A 15,773-nucleotide genomic window follows, 5' to 3' on the forward strand; every position below is an offset into this window, starting at 1 on the left:
GAAGTTGATTGGGCCTACGGCGCGGAGTTGTTTGCAAAGGCGGAAAAGATACCTCAAAAAACACCTCCGCGCCGTGTTTTTGGCTTCGTATCGGGGTGCGGGGGGGTGTGGGTGCGCTGGTGGGTTGGGTGCGTTGGCTGCGGTTGGTGACCCAATGGGGGTCTTTAGGGGCGCGGTGTGTGGGGCTGCTGCTGGGCGGCGTGGCTCTCTGGTCCTGCGAACGTCCGTGAGGGGAACCCTGAGGGAATCAGAGTCCGTGAGGGTTCCCCTCACGGACGTTCGGCATCGTGCGCGGGCATCGCAGCTAAAGCCGGGGGACGCAAGACCGGCGAGGTCAACTGGCGGAGAGCTGGCGTTTCACCTCGGCGGCGACGCGGGAGCCTTCCGCGCGTCCGGCGATCTTCGGTTGCACCGCCTTCATCACCGCGCCCATTCCGGCCATCCCCGAGGCGCCGGTTTCGGCGACTGCCTCGGTGACCAGGCCGCGCAGTTCGTCGTCCGACAGTTGGGCGGGCAGGTAGCCGGTGAGGACCTCTGCCTCGGCTCGTTCGCGCTCGGCCGATTCCGCGCGGCCCGCCTTCTCGAAGGCGTCGGCGGCGTCGCGGCGTTTCTTCACCTCTCGGGTGATGATCTTCAGTATCTCGTCGTCGGAGAGTTCGCGTGCGCTGTCGCCTGCGGTTTCTTCGTAGCCGATCGCCGAGAGGGTCAGCCGCAGGGTTGCCGAGCGCAGCTGGTCCCTCGCCTTGATCGCGGTCGTCAGGTCGTCGTGCAGGGTCGCCTTCAGCGTGGTCATATACCCGATCCTGGCGCCCGGCCCGGCTGGCTGCCCGCGCCGCGCCGCCGGGGACGGGGTCTTCTAGACTCGCTTCCGATGTCCGACCAGCCTGAAATCCCCTTTTCCCTTCCGGAGGTGCGGTGATGCGTCTCGTTTTCGCCGGCACCCCGGAGCCTGCCGTGCCGTCGTTGCGCGCGCTGATCGGGTCCGAGCGGCACGAGGTCGTCGCGGTCGTCACTCGGCCGGACGCCCAGGCCGGGCGCGGGCGCAAGGTGCTGCGGTCCCCGGTGGGGGCCCTCGCCGACGAGCACGGCATCGAGGTGCTCACGCCCCACCGCGCTGGTGACCCGGCGTTTCTCGCCCGGCTGCGCGAGCTGGAGCCGGACGTCTGCCCGGTCGTCGCGTACGGGGCGTTGCTGCCGCAGTCCGCGCTCGACATCCCCGCGCACGGCTGGGTCAACCTGCACTTCTCGCTGCTGCCCGCGTGGCGCGGCGCGGCACCGGTGCAGGCGGCGATCCGGGCGGGGGACGAGATAACCGGCGCGTCGACCTTCCGGATCGTGAAGGAACTGGACGCGGGTCCGGTGTTCGGCGTGGTGACCGAGACGATCGGCCCGGCCGACACGTCCGGTGCGCTGCTCGGCAGGCTCGCCGAGTCCGGGGCGCATCTGCTGGTGTCCACCGTGGACGGCATCGAGGACGGCACGCTGCGCGCGGTCGAGCAGCCGGGCGAGGGCATGAGTTACGCGCCGAAGGTGACCGTCGAGGACGCGCGGGTCTCGTTCGCCGACCCGGCTTCGGCGGTCGACCGGCACATCCGCTCGGTGACGCCGGATCCCGGCGCGTGGGCGGAGTTCCGCGGCGAGCGGTTCAAGCTGGGACCGGTCACCGTGCTCGACGAAACCGGCCCGCCGCCGGGCGAGCTGGTGGTCGAGCGCAAGCGCGTGCTCGTGGGCACGGCGACGAAACCGGTGCGGCTGGGCGAGGTCCAGGCGGCCGGCAAGAAACGGATGGCTGCCACCGACTGGGCGCGCGGCACGAGGATCGACGAAGGAGAGCGCCTGCGGTGAACGAGCGTGGAGAACGGCGGCCGTCACGGCCGCAGCGGGGCCGTCCGGCTCCGCGCAAACAAGGACCGCGGCGTCCGCCGGAGATCGATCCGGCCCGCCAGGTGGCGTTCGACGTGCTGCGCGCTGTGCGCGAGAAGGACGCGTACGCCAACCTCGTCCTGCCGCAGCTGCTGCGGGAACGCCGCGTGAGCGGCCGCGACGCCGCGCTGGCCACCGAACTGACCTACGGGTCCGCCCGTGCGCAGGGTCTGCTCGACGCGGTGATCGCCGCGTGCGCCGACCGGCCGATCGAGAAGACCGACCCGGTGGTGCTCGACGCGCTGCGGCTCGGCGTCTACCAGCTGCTGCGCACCCGGATCCCGGAGCACGCCGCCGTCGGGTCCACTGTGGACCTCGTGCGCGCCGAAGCCGGTTCGTGGGCAACGGGGTTCACGAACGCCATCCTGCGCGCGGTGTCCACAAAGGACGAAGCGCAGTGGCTCGACGAACTGACTCCGGACGAGGCGACCGACCCGATCGGCGCGTACGCGCTCCGCACCGCGCACCCGCGCTGGGTGGCCCGGTCGTTCGCGGAGGCGTTGGGGGACAAGGGCGCTGAGCTGAAGGCCGCCCTCGAAGCGGACGACGCCCGCCCCGAGGTGCACCTGGTCGCGCGTCCCGGCGAAATCAGCGCCGACGAACTGGCCGCGATCACCGGCGGCGACCCCGCGCCGTACTCGCCGTACGGCGTGCACCTGCCCGCGGGCGCGGGCGACCCGGCCGACGTGGAACCGGTCCGCGAACGCCTTGCCGCGGTGCAGGACGAAGGCAGTCAGCTGTGCGCCATCGCCGTCACCAAGGTCCCGCTGATGGGCTCCGACGAGCGCTGGCTGGACCTGTGCGCGGGACCCGGCGGCAAAGCGGCGTTGCTCGGCGCGCTGGCCAAGAGCAGCGGCGCGCACGTCGACGCCGTGGAGAAGGCCCCGCACCGCGCCCGGCTGATCGAAAACGCCACTGAGGGCCTGCCGGTCACCGTGCACGTCGCCGACGGTCGTGAATCCGGCCTGGAACCGGGTTACGACCGGATCCTCGTCGACGCTCCGTGCAGCGGCCTGGGCGCGCTGCGCCGCCGCCCCGAAGCCCGGTGGCGCCGCAAGCCGTCGGACGTCGCGGACCTCACCAAGCTGCAGGGCGAACTGCTGATCGCGGCGCTGGACCTGGTGCGCCCGGGCGGCATCGTCACGTACGTCGTGTGCTCGCCGCACCTGGCCGAAACCGAAGGCGTGGTAGGCGAAACCGCCCGCCGGACCAAGTCCGAGATCGTGGACGCCCGGGAGTTCTTCCCCGGCGTCCCGCAGCTCGGCGACGGCCCGTACGTCCAGCTGTGGCCCCACCGACACGGCACCGACGCGATGTTCTGCGCGGTGCTGCGCAAACCGTGACAGAGCTAGGTTTGGTCGCCAGCTCGTGCGGCGGACTGGACACCCGGTTCACCGACGAGCTGGCGAAACCGGCGGTCGCCCGGGGCTGGCGGCTGGCCATCACGCTCACCCCGACCGCGTGGGGCTGGCTGAAAGCGACCGGCGGCCTCGGCGAACTCGAAGCCACGACGGACCTTCCGGTGCGCAGCACGTCCCGCCTCCCCGGCGAACCGCGCCCGCATCCGGATCCGAAGGTGTTCCTTTTCGCGCCCGCGTCCGCGAATTCGGTGGCGAAGCTGGCGCTGGGGATCGCGGACAACCAGGCGCTCACGCTGCTCGGCGATGTCCTTGGCGCACCAGGGATCACCATCGTTGTCGCGTACCAGATCCAGCCGACCAGGGCACACCACCCGGCTTGGCAACGGCATCTGGACACGTTGACCGAGGCGGGCGTCCGGCTGCATCGGCTCGACCCGCGCCGCCCCTGGTCGGAACCTCTCGACCTGCTGCCCTCGCCTGCGTAAAAAGCCGTGAGGGGAACCCTGAGGGAATCTGATTCCCTCAGGGTTCCCTTCACGGACTTGAGGCTCAGCGAAGGCGAAGAGCGCGCTTCACCGTGCCGAACAGGTCGGTCTGGTTGGTCAGCCCGACGACGTTCGCCGCCTGCGGCCCGTAAGCCGCGATCCGGACCTGCGTGCCGGTGTGCTCCATCGAGGAGCCGGGCAGCGCGGTGCCGTAGTTGAGGGTCATGTTCGCACCCTCGTTGGTGATCAGCGTCGCGGTCTGGCCAGGCGTCTTCGCGTCGTTCGACACGATCTGGCTGGTGTGGCCGTGGTCCGCAGTCACGACGACGAGCGTGTCAGTGTGGCTGCGCGCATAAGCGAGCCCAGCCGCAACGGCGGCATCGAAGTCGATCGTCTCGCCGATCTGGCCGCACGGGTCAGCCGCGTGGTCCTGCTTGTCGATCGACGCGCCCTCCACCTGAAGGAAGAAGCCCTTGTTGCTGCGCCGGTCCTCCAGCAACTGAAGCGCCTTCTGCGTCTGCGCCACGAGCCTCGGCTGCGTCTTCGGCAGCGCCGCGTTCGGGGTGCAGCGGGTCGGCGCGGTGCCGCCCTGCACGGCCTTCGGCCCGGTCCAGTTCACCGGCAGGTTGCCCTGCGCGAACAGCCCGAGCAGCGGCTTGCCCGGACGCGCCTTGGCGAGGTCGTCAGCGGTGTTCACCACGGAGTACCCGGCCGCCTTGGCCTGCTCCAGAACCGGCTTGCCCTTGAACTGCCCCGCGGTGGCCTTCTGGTCGAAGTACTTCGCGCCGCCGCCGAGGAGCACGTCCGGGCGGGTCTGCACGAGCTGCTCGGAGATCGAGCCCGCGCCGCCGTTCTCCTTGGCGTTCTGCGCGCACTTCTTGGTGGTCTCGTCCGGACCCTTGCAGTCGCGGTCGACGACGTGCGCGCCGAGCACGGCCGGGGTCGCGTCCTGGACCTCGGCGGTGGTCACGTCGCCGGTGCGCAGGCCGCCGCGCTTGGCGAGTTCGAGCAGAGTCGGGACCGGGTTGCCGTAGGCGTCCACGGAAATCGCGCCGTTGTAGGTCTTCGTGCCGGTCGCCCAGCCGGTGCCGGACGCCGCGGAGTCGGTGACGTAGTCCGGCTTCGCCGGGTTGCCCTTCTCGACCGCGTACGTGGTGTAGTCGCCGGTCAGCGGGAACTCGTCCATCGCGAGCCGGCCGGCCGCGCCGCGCTCGTAGTTGCGCGCCGAGGTGATCTCGGACTGGCCCATGCCGTCGCCGATGAAGAGGATGACGTTGCGCGCGTGCCCGCCCTGGATCGCCTGGCGGACCTCCTGCGTGCGGTCGCCCGCACCGGCCGAAGCGGCGCGCGCGCCCTGGTCGTCCTGGTTGCCCTGCGCGGCGATCGCGACCGGGGCCGCGGCGACCATCGCGACGCCCAGCGCGCCCGCGGCCAGCCACTTGCGGCGGCCTGCCAAGACCGTTCTCATGGTTCTCCTCGAAGTGCTTCCCGTCCGGAACTTCCGGACGTGACCCATTAGTGCTCGACGATGTGTTCGACGCGGAGAATCCGGATGAGCGCCGGATGTCCGTAAAGCGAACTCCGGTGCGGTCACGGCCGGTGAACAGGCCGGAACCGGGTCCTCTTACACTCGGGTCGTGGCTTCACCTCTCATCGCACCCAGCATCCTGTCCGCCGACTTCGCCAAGCTCGGCGAGGAGATCGCGGCCGTCGCGCACCCCGGCGAGACCCGGGCCGACTGGGTGCACGTGGACGTCATGGACGCGCACTTCGTGCCCAACCTGACCCTCGGCCTCCCGGTGGTCCAGTCGCTGCTGCGCTCCACCGACGTCCCGATCGACTGCCACCTGATGATCGACGACCCGGACCGCTGGGCGATCGGCTACGCCGAGGCCGGCGCGTACAACGTCACGGTGCACGTGGAAGCCGCCGCGGACCCGGTCATGCTGGCGAAGAACCTGCGCGCCGCGGGCGCGAAGGCGGGTCTGTCGATCAAGCCGGGCACGCCGCTCGAACCGCACCTCGAAACCCTCAAGCACTACGACACGCTGCTGGTCATGTCGGTCGAACCGGGCTTCGGCGGGCAGTCGTTCATCGCCGACGTGCTGGAGAAGGTGCGCACCGCGCGCCGGCTGGTCGACACCGGGCACCTCAAGCTGATCGTCGAGATCGACGGCGGGATCAACTCCGACACCATCGAACAGGCCGCCGAAGCGGGCGTCGACTGCTTCGTCGCGGGCTCGGCCGTCTACGGGGCCGAGGACCCGGGCCGCGCCGTCGCCGCGCTGCGCGAGCAGGCCGCCCGCCTTCGCGTCAGCTGACCTCCCGGCCCGGGGAGCTCCCGGGGCCGGACGGGTGTTGGATGGAGGGGTCACCGAGGACGGTGGCCGGGCGAGGAGGCAGCAGTGTTCACGGGAATTGTCGAAGAGGTCGGCGAGGTCACCGCGGTCGAGCAGCTCACCGACGCGGCTCGGCTGACCGTGCGCGGCCCGCTGGTCACCTCGGACGCGGGCCACGGCGATTCGATCGCGGTCAGCGGCGTCTGCCTGACCGTCGTCACGGTCTCCGGCGGCGAGTTCACCGTCGATGTGGTGAACGAGACACTCCAGCGTTCGAGCCTCGCGAAGGTGGCCGTCGGCGACGCGGTGAACCTCGAGCGCGCGACCCCGGCGGGCGGGCGGCTCGGCGGGCACATCATGCAGGGCCACGTGGACGGCACCGGCGTCTTCGTCTCCCGCGACGAGCGCGGCGTGACGACGTTCTCCCTGCCCCCGGCCTTGTCGCGGTACGTCGTCGAGAAGGGTTCGATCGCCGTGGACGGCGTTTCGCTCACCGTCGCGAGCGTCTCGGAGGACCGGTTTTCGGTCGCTTTGATCCCCACCACGCTCGAAGTGACGACCCTCGGCAGGCGCGAAGAAGGCGACCACGTGAACCTCGAAGTGGACGTCGTCGCGAAGTACGTGGAGAAGCTCACTGCGCCACACGTGGCGGCGAACGCGCACAATGTGTGACATCCACCCGGCGGCGGCAGCGAAGGAGCACCCGTGAGCGAGACGAAGGCGGCCGAGCCGCAGACCGGATGGACCCCGTGCGGAGCGGGCGCGGTGGTAGACGTCGACGCCATCGAGGCCGCGATCGCTGACATCGCCGAGGGGCGTGCGGTGGTCGTCGTGGACGACGAGGACCGCGAGAACGAGGGCGACCTCATCTTCGCCGCCGAGAAGGCGACGCCGGAGCTGCTCGCGTTCATGGTGCGCTACACCTCGGGCTACGTGTGCGTCGCGCTGACCGAATCCGAGGCGGACCGGCTCGACCTGCCGCCGATGTACCACACGAACCAGGACCAGCGCGGGACCGCGTACAGCGTCACGGTCGACGCGGCGGAGGGCATCAGCACCGGCATCTCCGGCACCGACCGCGCGCACACCACCCGGCTGCTGGCCGACCCCGAAGCCACCGCGAAGGACTTCCGCCGTCCCGGGCACGTGGTTCCGCTGCGCGCCAAGGAGGGCGGCGTGCTGCGCCGTCCCGGGCACACCGAGGCGGCGGTCGACCTGGCCCGGCTGGCCGGTCTGCACCCCGCCGGCGTGCTCTGCGAGATCGTGTCGCAGAAGGACGAGGGCGACATGGCCCGGCGCGACGAGCTGGAAGTGTTCGCCGCCGACCACGGACTGAAGATCATCTCGATCGCGGACCTGATCGCCTACCGCAGGCGCACCGAGAAGCAGGTCGAGCGCGTCGCCGAGGCGCGGATCCCGCTGCCAGCGGGCACGTTCCGCGCGGTCGGGTACGACAGCCTGCTCGACGGGATCGAGCACGTCGCCTTCGTCTACGGCGAGATCGGCGACGGCGAGGACATCCTGGTCCGGGTGCACTCCGAATGCCTCACCGGCGACGTTTTCGGCTCGCTTCGCTGCGACTGCGGCCCGCAGCTGGACGCCGCGCTGCAGAAGGTGGCCGACGAGGGCCGCGGGGTCGTGCTCTACATCCGCGGGCACGAGGGCCGCGGCATCGGCCTGCTGCACAAGCTTCAGGCGTACCAGCTGCAGGACGCGGGCGCGGACACTGTCGACGCGAACCTGGCACTCGGCGTGCCCGCCGACGCGCGCGACTACGGCACCGGCGCGCAGATCCTGTGCGACCTCGGCGTCCGGTCGATGCGGCTGCTCACGAACAACCCGGCGAAGCGGGTCGGCCTCGAGGGCTACGGCCTGCGCGTCACCGGCCGCGAGGCGCTGCCGATCTCGCCGAACCCGGAGAACCTGCGGTACCTGCGCACGAAGCGCGACCGGATGGGGCACGACCTCAGCCAGCTCGAGCACTACGACCAGGTCGGCGCGTCCGACCCGGGCACCGAGGAGGACACCACGCGATGAGCGGCGAGGGGCGGCCGGAAGCCGCGCTCGACCTGCGCGACTGCAAGTCCCTGCGGCTGGCGGTCGTCGCGACGCGGTGGAACGCGAAGATCACCGACGTGCTGCTGGAGCGCGCGCTCGCCGCGGCGAAGGACGCCGAGCTGGAGGAAGAGCCCACGGTCGTCCGCGTCGCGGGCGCGGTGGAGCTTCCGGTCGCGGCGCAGGCGCTGGCGCGCAACCACGACGCCGTCGTCGCGCTGGGCGTCGTGATCCGCGGCGGGACCCCGCACTTCGAGTACGTGTGCGACGCGGTCACCGCCGGTCTCACCCGGGTCGCGCTCGACGAGAGCACCCCGGTCGGCAACGGCGTCCTGACCTGCGACACCGAGCAGCAGGCGCTCGACCGTTCCGGCATGCCCGGCTCCGTGGAGGACAAGGGCTACGAAGCGGCCGTGGCGGCGCTCGACACCGCGCACGTGCTGCGCGGCCTGGGCAAGCCGTGGACCGAGCGGGGATTCGTGTGAGCTTGATGACCGAGCAGCAGACCACCCTCGTGATCCGGCCGCGCCGGGCGCTCGTGATGTGCAGCGTGCTGGCGGTGGCGCTGCTCGCGGCGTTCGTGGTGGTCGCGGTCCTGCTGCGCAGCTCGCACACCGGCGTCGTGTTCGAGGCGTCGGACCAGATCGCGATGATCGGCATCGGCGTCGCGCTGTCGGCGGGCACGCTGCTGTTCGGCAATGCCCGCGTCCGCGCGGACGCCACCGGCATCGAGGTCCGCAATGTGCTGGCGCGGCGGGTGTTCACCTGGGATCAGGTGCTGTCGATCAGTTTCCCGGACGGGGCTTCGTGGGCCCGGCTGGAACTGCCGGACGACGAGTACTTCTCGGTGATGGCCGTGCAGGCGGTGGACCGCGACCGCGCGGTGGCGGCGGTGCGCGCGCTGCGGAAGCTGCACCGGGCCGCCACCGGGGCTTGAGTTTCTAGAGGTCCAGATCCACGACGATCGGCGCGTGGTCGGACGGTCCCTTGCCCTTGCGGGCTTCGCGGTCCACGTAGGAATCCGTGACCGCCTTGGCGAAAACCTCGTTGCCGTAGACGAGGTCGATGCGCATTCCCTTGTTGTTGGGGAAGTTCCCGCCGCGGTAGTCCCAGTACGTGAACGGGTGGTCGTACTTCAGCGGCCGCGGGAAAACGTCGGACAGCCCCGCGTCGCGGAGCTTTTTCAGCGCTGCTCGTTCGGGCTCGGTGACGTGCGTGGACTCGGCGAAAACCGAGATGTCCCAGACGTCCTCGTCCGTGGGCGCGACGTTGAAATCGCCGAGCACGGCGAACGGGCGGGCGTGCTTCAGTTCTTCGCCGACCAGGTCGCTGAGCCTCTCGAACCACTCGAGTTTGTAGGCGTAGTGCGGGTTTTCCGGCTCGCGCCCGTTCGGCACGTACACCGACCAGATGCGGACCCCGCCGCACGTCGCGCCGATCGCGCGCGCTTCGGCCTGCCCGTCGAAGCCCGGTTCGCCCGGCAGCCCGCGCACCACGTCGTCGAGCCCGATCTTCGAGAGGATCGCGACGCCGTTCCACCGCCCCAGCCCGTACGCGGCGATCTCGTATCCGCGCGCGGTGATCTCGTCGGCGGGGAAGGCTTCGGTGGTGTTCTTGAGTTCCTGCAGGCACAGGACGTCCGGCGCGGTGCGGTCCAGCCAGTCGAGCACGCGGGGCAGCCGGGGAACGATGGAGTTCACGTTCCAGGTGGCGACGCGGACGGTCATGGCTGCTCCCTGATCGTTCGGCGGATCGGCGACGCTACGGTACGCCCACGGCGGTTTCGCGCCGCGAAGGCGGGGGGAAGCAGTGGCGGAAGTCAGAGTCACCTACGACCGGGTAGCCAATGCGGCCTACATCTATTTCGTGGCCCCGGGCGATTCCGATTCCACGAGGGTGGCGCACATGTACCCCTGCGACCCGGTCGCGGTCGACGGAATGATCAACCTCGACTTCGGCGAGGGCGGGCAGCTGCTGGGCGTCGAAGTCCTGGCCGCGAGCAGCAAGCTGCCGCAGTACCTGCTGGACTCGGCGGAGAAGCTCTCCTGAGAGCCGGAAGCAGCCGTCTTCTCCCGCCTCGCACAAGGGGTCTCACGAAAACTGTCGGACCCTCGCCATACAGTGGGGCACGTGGCTGATCCGACCACCTACCGACCTCAGCCGGGGAGCATCCCGGACTCGCCTGGCGTGTACAAGTTCCGCGACGCCGCCAAGCGAGTCATCTACGTCGGCAAAGCGAAGAGCCTCCGCAGCAGGCTCAACTCGTACTTCGCCGACCTGTCCGGCCTTCATCCGCGCACGCGGCAGATGGTCACCACCGCGGCGAGCGTCGAGTGGACCGTCGTCGGCACCGAGGTCGAGGCGCTCCAGCTGGAGTACAACTGGATCAAGGAGTTCGACCCGCGGTTCAACGTCCGCTACCGCGACGACAAGAGCTACCCGGTCCTCGCCGTCACGCTGAACGAGGAATTCCCCCGGCTGCACGTCTACCGCGGCGCGCGCAAGAAGGGCGTCCGCTACTTCGGGCCGTACTCGCACGCGTGGGCGATCCGCGAGACGCTTGACCTTCTCCTGCGCGTTTTCCCCGCGCGCACCTGTTCCACCGGTGTCTTCCGCCGCCACGGGCAGATCGGGCGGCCCTGTCTGCTCGGCTACATCGACAAATGCTCGGCTCCGTGCGTCGGCCGGGTGTCCGCGGACGAGCACCGGGCGATCGTCGAGGACTTCTGCGATTTCCTCGCCGGCCGCACGGACGCGATGGTGAAGCGGCTCGAACGCGAGATGGCCGCGGCGTCGGAGGAGCTGGAGTTCGAACGCGCCGCGCGGCTGCGGGACGACTTGGGCGCGTTGCGTCGGGCGATGGAGAAGCAGGCCGTCGTGTTCGGCGACGGCACCGACGCGGACGTTGTCGCCTTCGCACACGACGAGCTCGAGGCCGCCGTCCAGGTGTTCCACGTGCGCGGCGGGCGCGTGCGCGGGCAGCGCGGCTGGGTGATCGACAAGGCCGAGGAGATGGACGTCCAGGCACTGGTCGACCACTTCCTCACCCAGTTCTACGGCGAGGAGTCCGACCGCGTGGGCCGCGACGACGTCGAGGTCGGCCCGGTCGTCCCGCGCGAGGTGCTGGTGCCGGAGCTGCCCGCGGACGCCGACGCGGTCGCCGAGTGGCTGTCCGGCCTGCGCGGGTCGCGGGTGCGGCTGCGGGTCGCGCAGCGCGGCGACAAGAAGGCGCTCGCGGAAACGGTGGAGCGCAACGCCAAGGAAGCGTTCACCCAGCACAAACTGCGCCGCGCGGGCGATCTCACCGCGCGGTCCGCGGCGCTGCAGGAACTCCAGGACTACCTGGCGCTCGACAGCGCGCCGCTGCGCATCGAATGCATCGACATCAGCCACATCCAGGGCAGCGACGTCGTGGCGTCGCTGGTGGTGTTCGAGGACGGGTTGCCGCGCAAGTCCGAGTACCGCAAGTTCGCGCTGCGCGAGGCGGCGACCGAGGGAGACGTCGCGTCCATCGCGGAGGTCGTGCGGCGGCGATTCCACCGCTATCTCAAGGAAACCGCCGAAAACGCGGCTGAGCCAACGGAAACCGCCGCGGAGACCGCCGAGGAACCAGGGGACGAGGCGGTCCAGCCGGTGCGCGCCGGGATCGACCCGGAGACCGGCCGCCCGCGCAAGTTCGCCTATCCGCCGAACCTGCTGGTCGTCGACGGCGCGGGCCCGCAGGCCACCGCGGCCGCGGACGTGCTCGCCGAACTGGGCATCACCGACATCGCCGTCGTCGGGCTCGCGAAGCGGCTCGAAGAGGTGTGGCTGCCCGGAGAACCGGATCCGATGATCCTGCCGCGCACGTCCGACGCGCTGTATCTGCTGCAGCGGCTTCGCGACGAGGCGCACCGGTTCGCCATTCGCTACCACCGCGAAAAACGCGCCAAGCGCATGCAGGCGTCCGAATTGGACAGTGTGCCCGGACTCGGGCAGGCTCGGCGCACCGCGCTGATCAAGCACTTCGGCTCGGTGAAGAAGCTCAAACAGGCCCGGGTCGAGGAAATCGAAGCGGTGCCCGGTTTCGGCAGGCGCACTGCCGAGGCCGTGGTGGCGGCACTGGCCGGGGAGACCGGCGCCGCACCGCGAGCAGTACCGGGAGGGGACCAGGGGTCGTGATCGGGAAGGAAGCACACGTGAGTGCGGAAGAGGAAAAACGGGGCAGCGGGATGGAGGTCGCGGTCGTGTCCGGCCTGTCCGGCGCGGGCCGTTCCACGGCGGCCAAATGCCTGGAGGACCTCGGCTGGTTCGTGGTCGACAACCTGCCGCCGGAGCTGATCGCCACGATGGTCGAGCTCGGCGCGCAGGCGCGGGGGGCGATCACGAAGGTGGCGGTGGTGATGGACGTGCGCTCGCGCGCGTTCACCGACGACCTGGCCTCTGTGATCAAGGACCTGGACGCGCGCGGGTACAAGCCGCGCGTGCTGTTCCTGGAGGCCACCGACGCGGTGCTGGTGCGCCGCTTCGAATCGGTCCGCCGCGGCCACCCGATGCAGGGCGACGGCAGGCTCGCCGACGGCATCACCGCCGAGCGCAAGCTGCTCTCGCCGCTGCGCGAGGAGGCCGACCTGGTGCTCGACACGTCCGCGCTGTCGGTGCACGACCTGCGCGCGAAAATCGAGGACGCGTTTGGTTCCGAGGCCAGCACGCAGACCCGCGTCACCGTGCTGTCCTTCGGCTACAAGTACGGTTTGCCGATGGACGCCGACCTGGTGATGGACGTGCGGTTCCTGCCGAACCCGTTCTGGATCCCGGAGCTGCGCGAGCACACCGGCCTCGACGGCGAGGTGCGCAATTACGTGCTGTCGCAGGAAGGCGCCGAGGAATTCCTCGACCGCTACCACCAGCTGCTGCGGCTGATCGGCGCCGGCTACAAGCGCGAGGGCAAGCGGTACCTGACGCTCGCGGTCGGCTGCACCGGCGGCAAGCACCGCAGCGTCGCGATCTCCGAGGAACTCGCCCAGCGACTGTCCAATGAGGACGGCATGGCAGTAAAGGTGGTGCACCGGGATCTTGGCCGGGAGTGACGTGCGCGCGGTGGCGCTGGGCGGAGGACACGGGCTGCACGCGACGCTGACCGCGCTCCGGCGGATCACCCGCGCCGTCACGGCGGTGGTGACGGTGGCCGACGACGGCGGGTCGTCCGGCAGGCTGCGGCGCGAACTGGGGCTGCTGCCGCCGGGCGACCTGCGCCAGGCGTTCGCCGCCTTCGCCGCGGAGGACGGCGGGCGGCTGTGGGCGGAGGTGTTCCAGCACCGCTTCGGCGGCGACGGCGCGCTCGCCGGGCACGCGGTGGGCAACCTGCTGCTGGCCGGGCTGTTCGAGGTGCTCGGCGACCCGGTGGCCGCGCTCGACGAGGCGAGCAGGCTGATGGGCATCTCCGGCCGCGTGCTGCCGATGTCGCCGGAGCCGCTGGAGATCGAGGGCGAGGTCAGCGGCCTGGACAGCGAGGACCCGGACGCGATCCGGCGCATCCGCGGCCAGGTCGCGGTAGCCAGCACGCCCGGCCAGGTGCACCGGATCTCGCTGCACCCGGCCGGCCGCCAGGAACGCCCGCCGCGCGGCTGCGCGGAGGCGATCGAGGCGGTGCTGGAGGCGGACGTCGTCTTCCTCGGGCCCGGCTCGTGGTTCACCAGCGTGCTGCCGCATCTTCTGGTCCCGGACCTGCACGACGCGCTCGTGCGCACGAGCGCGACCAAGGTCGTGGTGCTGAACTTGGTCCCCCAACCGGGGGAAACCGGCGGATTCTCTCCGGAGCGGCATCTGGACGTACTCTTCGAGCACGCGCCCGCGCTGCGGGTCGACGCTGTCGTCGCGGACCGTGATTCCGTCCCTGACCCGGCAAGCCTGCGCCGGGCGGCCGAACGCCTCGGCGGAAGGGCCTGCCTGGGGGCGGTGGCCGACCCGAACGTGGCGGGACGGCATGATCCTGGTGCGCTCGCCCAGTGCATGCGAGAGGCACTAGGCCTCGGCGGGGAGCACTGTGGGTGACGGCGGGCGCGCAGCGAAAGGCAGGAGGGGCAGTACATGGCGATGACCGCCGCGGTGAAGGACGAACTGAGCCGGCTCGAGATCACGAAGATCGGGCCGCGCCGGGCGGAGGTCGCGTCGCTGCTTCGCTTCGCGGGCGGGCTGCACATCGTGGCCGGCCGGGTGGTGGTCGAGGCGGAGCTGGACACGGGTTCGGTCGCGCGGCGGCTGCGCAAGGAGATCCACGAGCTGTACGGGCATCATTCGGACGTGCACGTGATCACCGCGAGCGGCGGCCTGCGCAAAGGGACGCGGTACGTCGTGCGCGTGGTGAAGGACGGCGAGGGCCTGGCCCGGCAGACCGGCCTGATCGACCAGCGCGGACGCCCCGTGCGCGGCCTGCCCGCCGCCGTGGTGTCCGGCGGAGTGGCCGACGCCGAAGCGGCCTGGCGCGGTGCCTTCCTGGCGCACGGCTCACTGACCGAACCGGGTCGTTCGTCGTCCCTGGAAGTGACCTGCCCGGGCCCGGAAGCGGCTCTGGCCTTGGTCGGCGCCGCCCGGCGGATGGGCATCCAGGCGAAGTCCCGGGAGGTACGGGGAGCGGACCGGGTCGTGGTCCGCGACGGTGACGCCATCGGCGCCCTGCTGACCCGCCTGGGCGCGCACACGAGCGTGCTGCAGTGGGAAGAGCGGCGGATGCGCCGAGAGGTCCGCGCGACCGCCAACCGCCTCGCCAACTTCGACGACGCGAACCTGCGCCGCTCGGCCCGCGCGGCCGTCGCGGCGGCTGCCCGGGTGGAACGCGCGCTGGAGATCCTGGGCGACACCGCCCCGGACCACCTGCTCGCCGCCGGTCGCCTGCGTTTGTCGAACCGTCAGGCGTCGCTCGAGGAGCTGGGCCAGCTGTCCGACCCGCAGATGACGAAAGACGCGGTAGCGGGCCGGATCCGGCGGCTGCTGGCGATGGCGGACAAGCGGGCGAAGGAACTGAGCATCCCGGACACCGAGTCGGCGGTGACGCCGGAAATGCTGGAGGAAGAAGCCTGACGCGGGTGGCGGCCGGTTCCCGGTCGGGGCTTGCTTAGGCCGCTGCGGCGGCTTGGGCGGGGGAGGCGCGGCTCGTCTGACCCGGTTGTGATGGTTTGGGCGGGTCCAGGTGGCGTGTCTGCCCGGTTGGAGTCCGACTAGCCCACTGCGGAGGTTTGGGCGGTGCGGGTGGTGTGTTTGCCCGGGTGGGGACTGCCTGGCCCGCTGCGGGGCTTGGGCGGGAGAGAGGCGTCCAGCCCGGCCCGGTTGCCGAGCCTTGTGCAGAGGAGAGACGGCCCGCCTGGACCAGCTGAGACAGCTGGGCGGGAAGAATCACCCGCCAAGACCAGCTGAGGACTGAGCGGGGAGTCGTGTCGAGCGTTGGCGTGCCTGCTGGAGGATCCCGTCGAGCTGGGCGCCCTCGCTCGCCCCACGAGCGTGCCGGTGCGTCTTCCGCAGCACGTGCTGCCTCCTGCTGCGCTTTCCGCACGTCTACGGTCCGGTGCCGCCTGGCATCCGCACTCCCGGTGCCGAGCCCGGCCCCGGCCGCAGCGCCCCGGCACCCTCCCTGC

16 protein-coding genes are annotated in these 15,773 nt (G+C 70.9%); 13 read left to right on the plus strand and 3 right to left on the minus strand.

What is annotated here, in order from left to right; all coding sequences use genetic code 11:
- Positions 1 to 334: 334 nt before the first annotated feature.
- Positions 335 to 793 (minus strand): GatB/YqeY domain-containing protein, encoded by a 459-nt coding sequence (locus ACZ7SW_RS30755; RefSeq protein WP_470233860.1) that lies wholly within the window; start codon positions 791 to 793, stop codon positions 335 to 337.
- Positions 794 to 918: 125 nt separating this feature from the next.
- Here ACZ7SW_RS30755 and fmt point away from each other — a divergent pair, with 125 nt between their 5' ends.
- Genes fmt through ACZ7SW_RS30770 form a run of 3 tightly spaced genes read left to right on the plus strand, consistent with a single transcriptional unit; the run spans position 919 to position 3,769 of the window.
- Complete coding sequence (fmt, locus tag ACZ7SW_RS30760) at positions 919 to 1,845, plus strand: methionyl-tRNA formyltransferase (RefSeq protein WP_470233861.1); 927 nt, start codon at positions 919 to 921, stop codon at positions 1,843 to 1,845.
- Entirely contained in the window at positions 1,842 to 3,266 is a 1,425-nt protein-coding gene (locus ACZ7SW_RS30765) for an RsmB/NOP family class I SAM-dependent RNA methyltransferase (RefSeq protein ID WP_470233862.1), read from the plus strand. The genes fmt and ACZ7SW_RS30765 overlap by 4 nt, the downstream gene beginning before the upstream one ends.
- Positions 3,263 to 3,769 carry a flavoprotein gene (locus ACZ7SW_RS30770; RefSeq protein ID WP_470233863.1) on the plus strand — a complete coding sequence of 169 codons (507 nt, stop codon included), beginning with the start codon at positions 3,263 to 3,265 and terminating at the stop codon, positions 3,767 to 3,769. Before ACZ7SW_RS30765 ends, ACZ7SW_RS30770 begins: the two co-directional genes overlap by 4 nt.
- Positions 3,770 to 3,833: 64 nt before the next feature.
- Here ACZ7SW_RS30770 and phoA read toward each other — a convergent pair whose 3' ends face one another.
- Entirely contained in the window at positions 3,834 to 5,237 is a 1,404-nt protein-coding gene (gene phoA, locus ACZ7SW_RS30775; RefSeq protein ID WP_470233864.1) for an alkaline phosphatase, read from the minus strand.
- Positions 5,238 to 5,406: 169 nt separating this feature from the next.
- Here phoA and rpe point away from each other — a divergent pair, with 169 nt between their 5' ends.
- From rpe to ACZ7SW_RS30800, 5 genes are all read left to right on the plus strand, one after another.
- Positions 5,407 to 6,090 carry a ribulose-phosphate 3-epimerase gene (gene rpe / locus ACZ7SW_RS30780; RefSeq protein WP_470233865.1) on the plus strand — a complete coding sequence of 228 codons (684 nt, stop codon included), beginning with the start codon at positions 5,407 to 5,409 and terminating at the stop codon, positions 6,088 to 6,090.
- An 84-nt stretch (positions 6,091 to 6,174) separates the two neighbouring features.
- Positions 6,175 to 6,780 carry a riboflavin synthase gene (locus ACZ7SW_RS30785; protein ID WP_344267282.1) on the plus strand — a complete coding sequence of 202 codons (606 nt, stop codon included), beginning with the start codon at positions 6,175 to 6,177 and terminating at the stop codon, positions 6,778 to 6,780.
- A gap of 93 nt (positions 6,781 to 6,873) precedes the next feature.
- Positions 6,874 to 8,145, plus strand: coding sequence for a bifunctional 3,4-dihydroxy-2-butanone-4-phosphate synthase/GTP cyclohydrolase II (locus ACZ7SW_RS30790; RefSeq protein ID WP_470234091.1), 1,272 nt, complete (start codon positions 6,874 to 6,876; stop codon positions 8,143 to 8,145).
- A complete protein-coding gene (gene ribH, locus ACZ7SW_RS30795) occupies positions 8,142 to 8,648 on the plus strand; it encodes a 6,7-dimethyl-8-ribityllumazine synthase (protein WP_067579223.1) in 507 nt (168 codons plus the stop codon). Before ACZ7SW_RS30790 ends, ribH begins: the two co-directional genes overlap by 4 nt.
- Positions 8,649 to 8,653: 5 nt before the next feature.
- Positions 8,654 to 9,100 (plus strand): PH domain-containing protein, encoded by a 447-nt coding sequence (locus ACZ7SW_RS30800; RefSeq protein ID WP_470233866.1) that lies wholly within the window; start codon positions 8,654 to 8,656, stop codon positions 9,098 to 9,100.
- 4 nt (positions 9,101 to 9,104) lie between these two features.
- On the opposite strand, the gene ACZ7SW_RS30805 is transcribed toward ACZ7SW_RS30800, so the two are convergent.
- A complete protein-coding gene (locus ACZ7SW_RS30805) occupies positions 9,105 to 9,890 on the minus strand; it encodes an exodeoxyribonuclease III (RefSeq protein ID WP_470233867.1) in 786 nt (261 codons plus the stop codon).
- Between the two features lie 82 nt (positions 9,891 to 9,972).
- Here ACZ7SW_RS30805 and ACZ7SW_RS30810 point away from each other — a divergent pair, with 82 nt between their 5' ends.
- From ACZ7SW_RS30810 to whiA, 5 genes are all read left to right on the plus strand, one after another.
- Entirely contained in the window at positions 9,973 to 10,212 is a 240-nt protein-coding gene (locus ACZ7SW_RS30810) for a DUF2283 domain-containing protein (protein WP_470233868.1), read from the plus strand.
- Positions 10,213 to 10,293: 81 nt separating this feature from the next.
- The gene (uvrC, locus tag ACZ7SW_RS30815) at positions 10,294 to 12,324 is read left to right on the plus strand and encodes an excinuclease ABC subunit UvrC (protein ID WP_470233869.1); all 2,031 of its coding nucleotides are present in this window, start codon (positions 10,294 to 10,296) and stop codon (positions 12,322 to 12,324) included.
- A 50-nt stretch (positions 12,325 to 12,374) separates the two neighbouring features.
- On the plus strand, positions 12,375 to 13,232 hold the full coding sequence (gene rapZ, locus ACZ7SW_RS30820; protein ID WP_020658140.1) for an RNase adapter RapZ: 858 nt from the start codon (positions 12,375 to 12,377) through the stop codon (positions 13,230 to 13,232).
- Position 13,233: 1 nt separating this feature from the next.
- On the plus strand, positions 13,234 to 14,196 hold the full coding sequence (locus tag ACZ7SW_RS30825) for a gluconeogenesis factor YvcK family protein (protein WP_470234092.1): 963 nt from the start codon (positions 13,234 to 13,236) through the stop codon (positions 14,194 to 14,196).
- A gap of 36 nt (positions 14,197 to 14,232) precedes the next feature.
- Positions 14,233 to 15,222, plus strand: coding sequence for a DNA-binding protein WhiA (gene whiA, locus ACZ7SW_RS30830; RefSeq protein ID WP_093574335.1), 990 nt, complete (start codon positions 14,233 to 14,235; stop codon positions 15,220 to 15,222).
- The last annotated feature ends 551 nt before the right edge of the window (positions 15,223 to 15,773 follow it).

The organism is Amycolatopsis sp. NPDC114484 (assembly GCF_055633755.1).

Excerpts from the sequence above, each read along its gene's own strand:
- ribH (WP_067579223.1), top strand. The coding sequence starts at position 8,142 with ATGAGCGGCGAGGGGCGGCCGGAAGCCGCGCTCGACCTGCGCGACTGC.
- ACZ7SW_RS30805 (WP_470233867.1), bottom strand. The coding sequence starts at position 9,890 with ATGACCGTCCGCGTCGCCACCTGGAACGTGAACTCCATCGTTCCCCGG.
- fmt (WP_470233861.1), top strand. The coding sequence starts at position 919 with ATGCGTCTCGTTTTCGCCGGCACCCCGGAGCCTGCCGTGCCGTCGTTG.
- whiA (WP_093574335.1), top strand. The coding sequence starts at position 14,233 with ATGGCGATGACCGCCGCGGTGAAGGACGAACTGAGCCGGCTCGAGATC.
- ACZ7SW_RS30800 (WP_470233866.1), top strand. The coding sequence starts at position 8,654 with ATGACCGAGCAGCAGACCACCCTCGTGATCCGGCCGCGCCGGGCGCTC.
- phoA (WP_470233864.1), bottom strand. The coding sequence starts at position 5,237 with ATGAGAACGGTCTTGGCAGGCCGCCGCAAGTGGCTGGCCGCGGGCGCG.
- rapZ (WP_020658140.1), top strand. The coding sequence starts at position 12,375 with ATGGAGGTCGCGGTCGTGTCCGGCCTGTCCGGCGCGGGCCGTTCCACG.
- ACZ7SW_RS30755 (WP_470233860.1), bottom strand. The coding sequence starts at position 793 with ATGACCACGCTGAAGGCGACCCTGCACGACGACCTGACGACCGCGATC.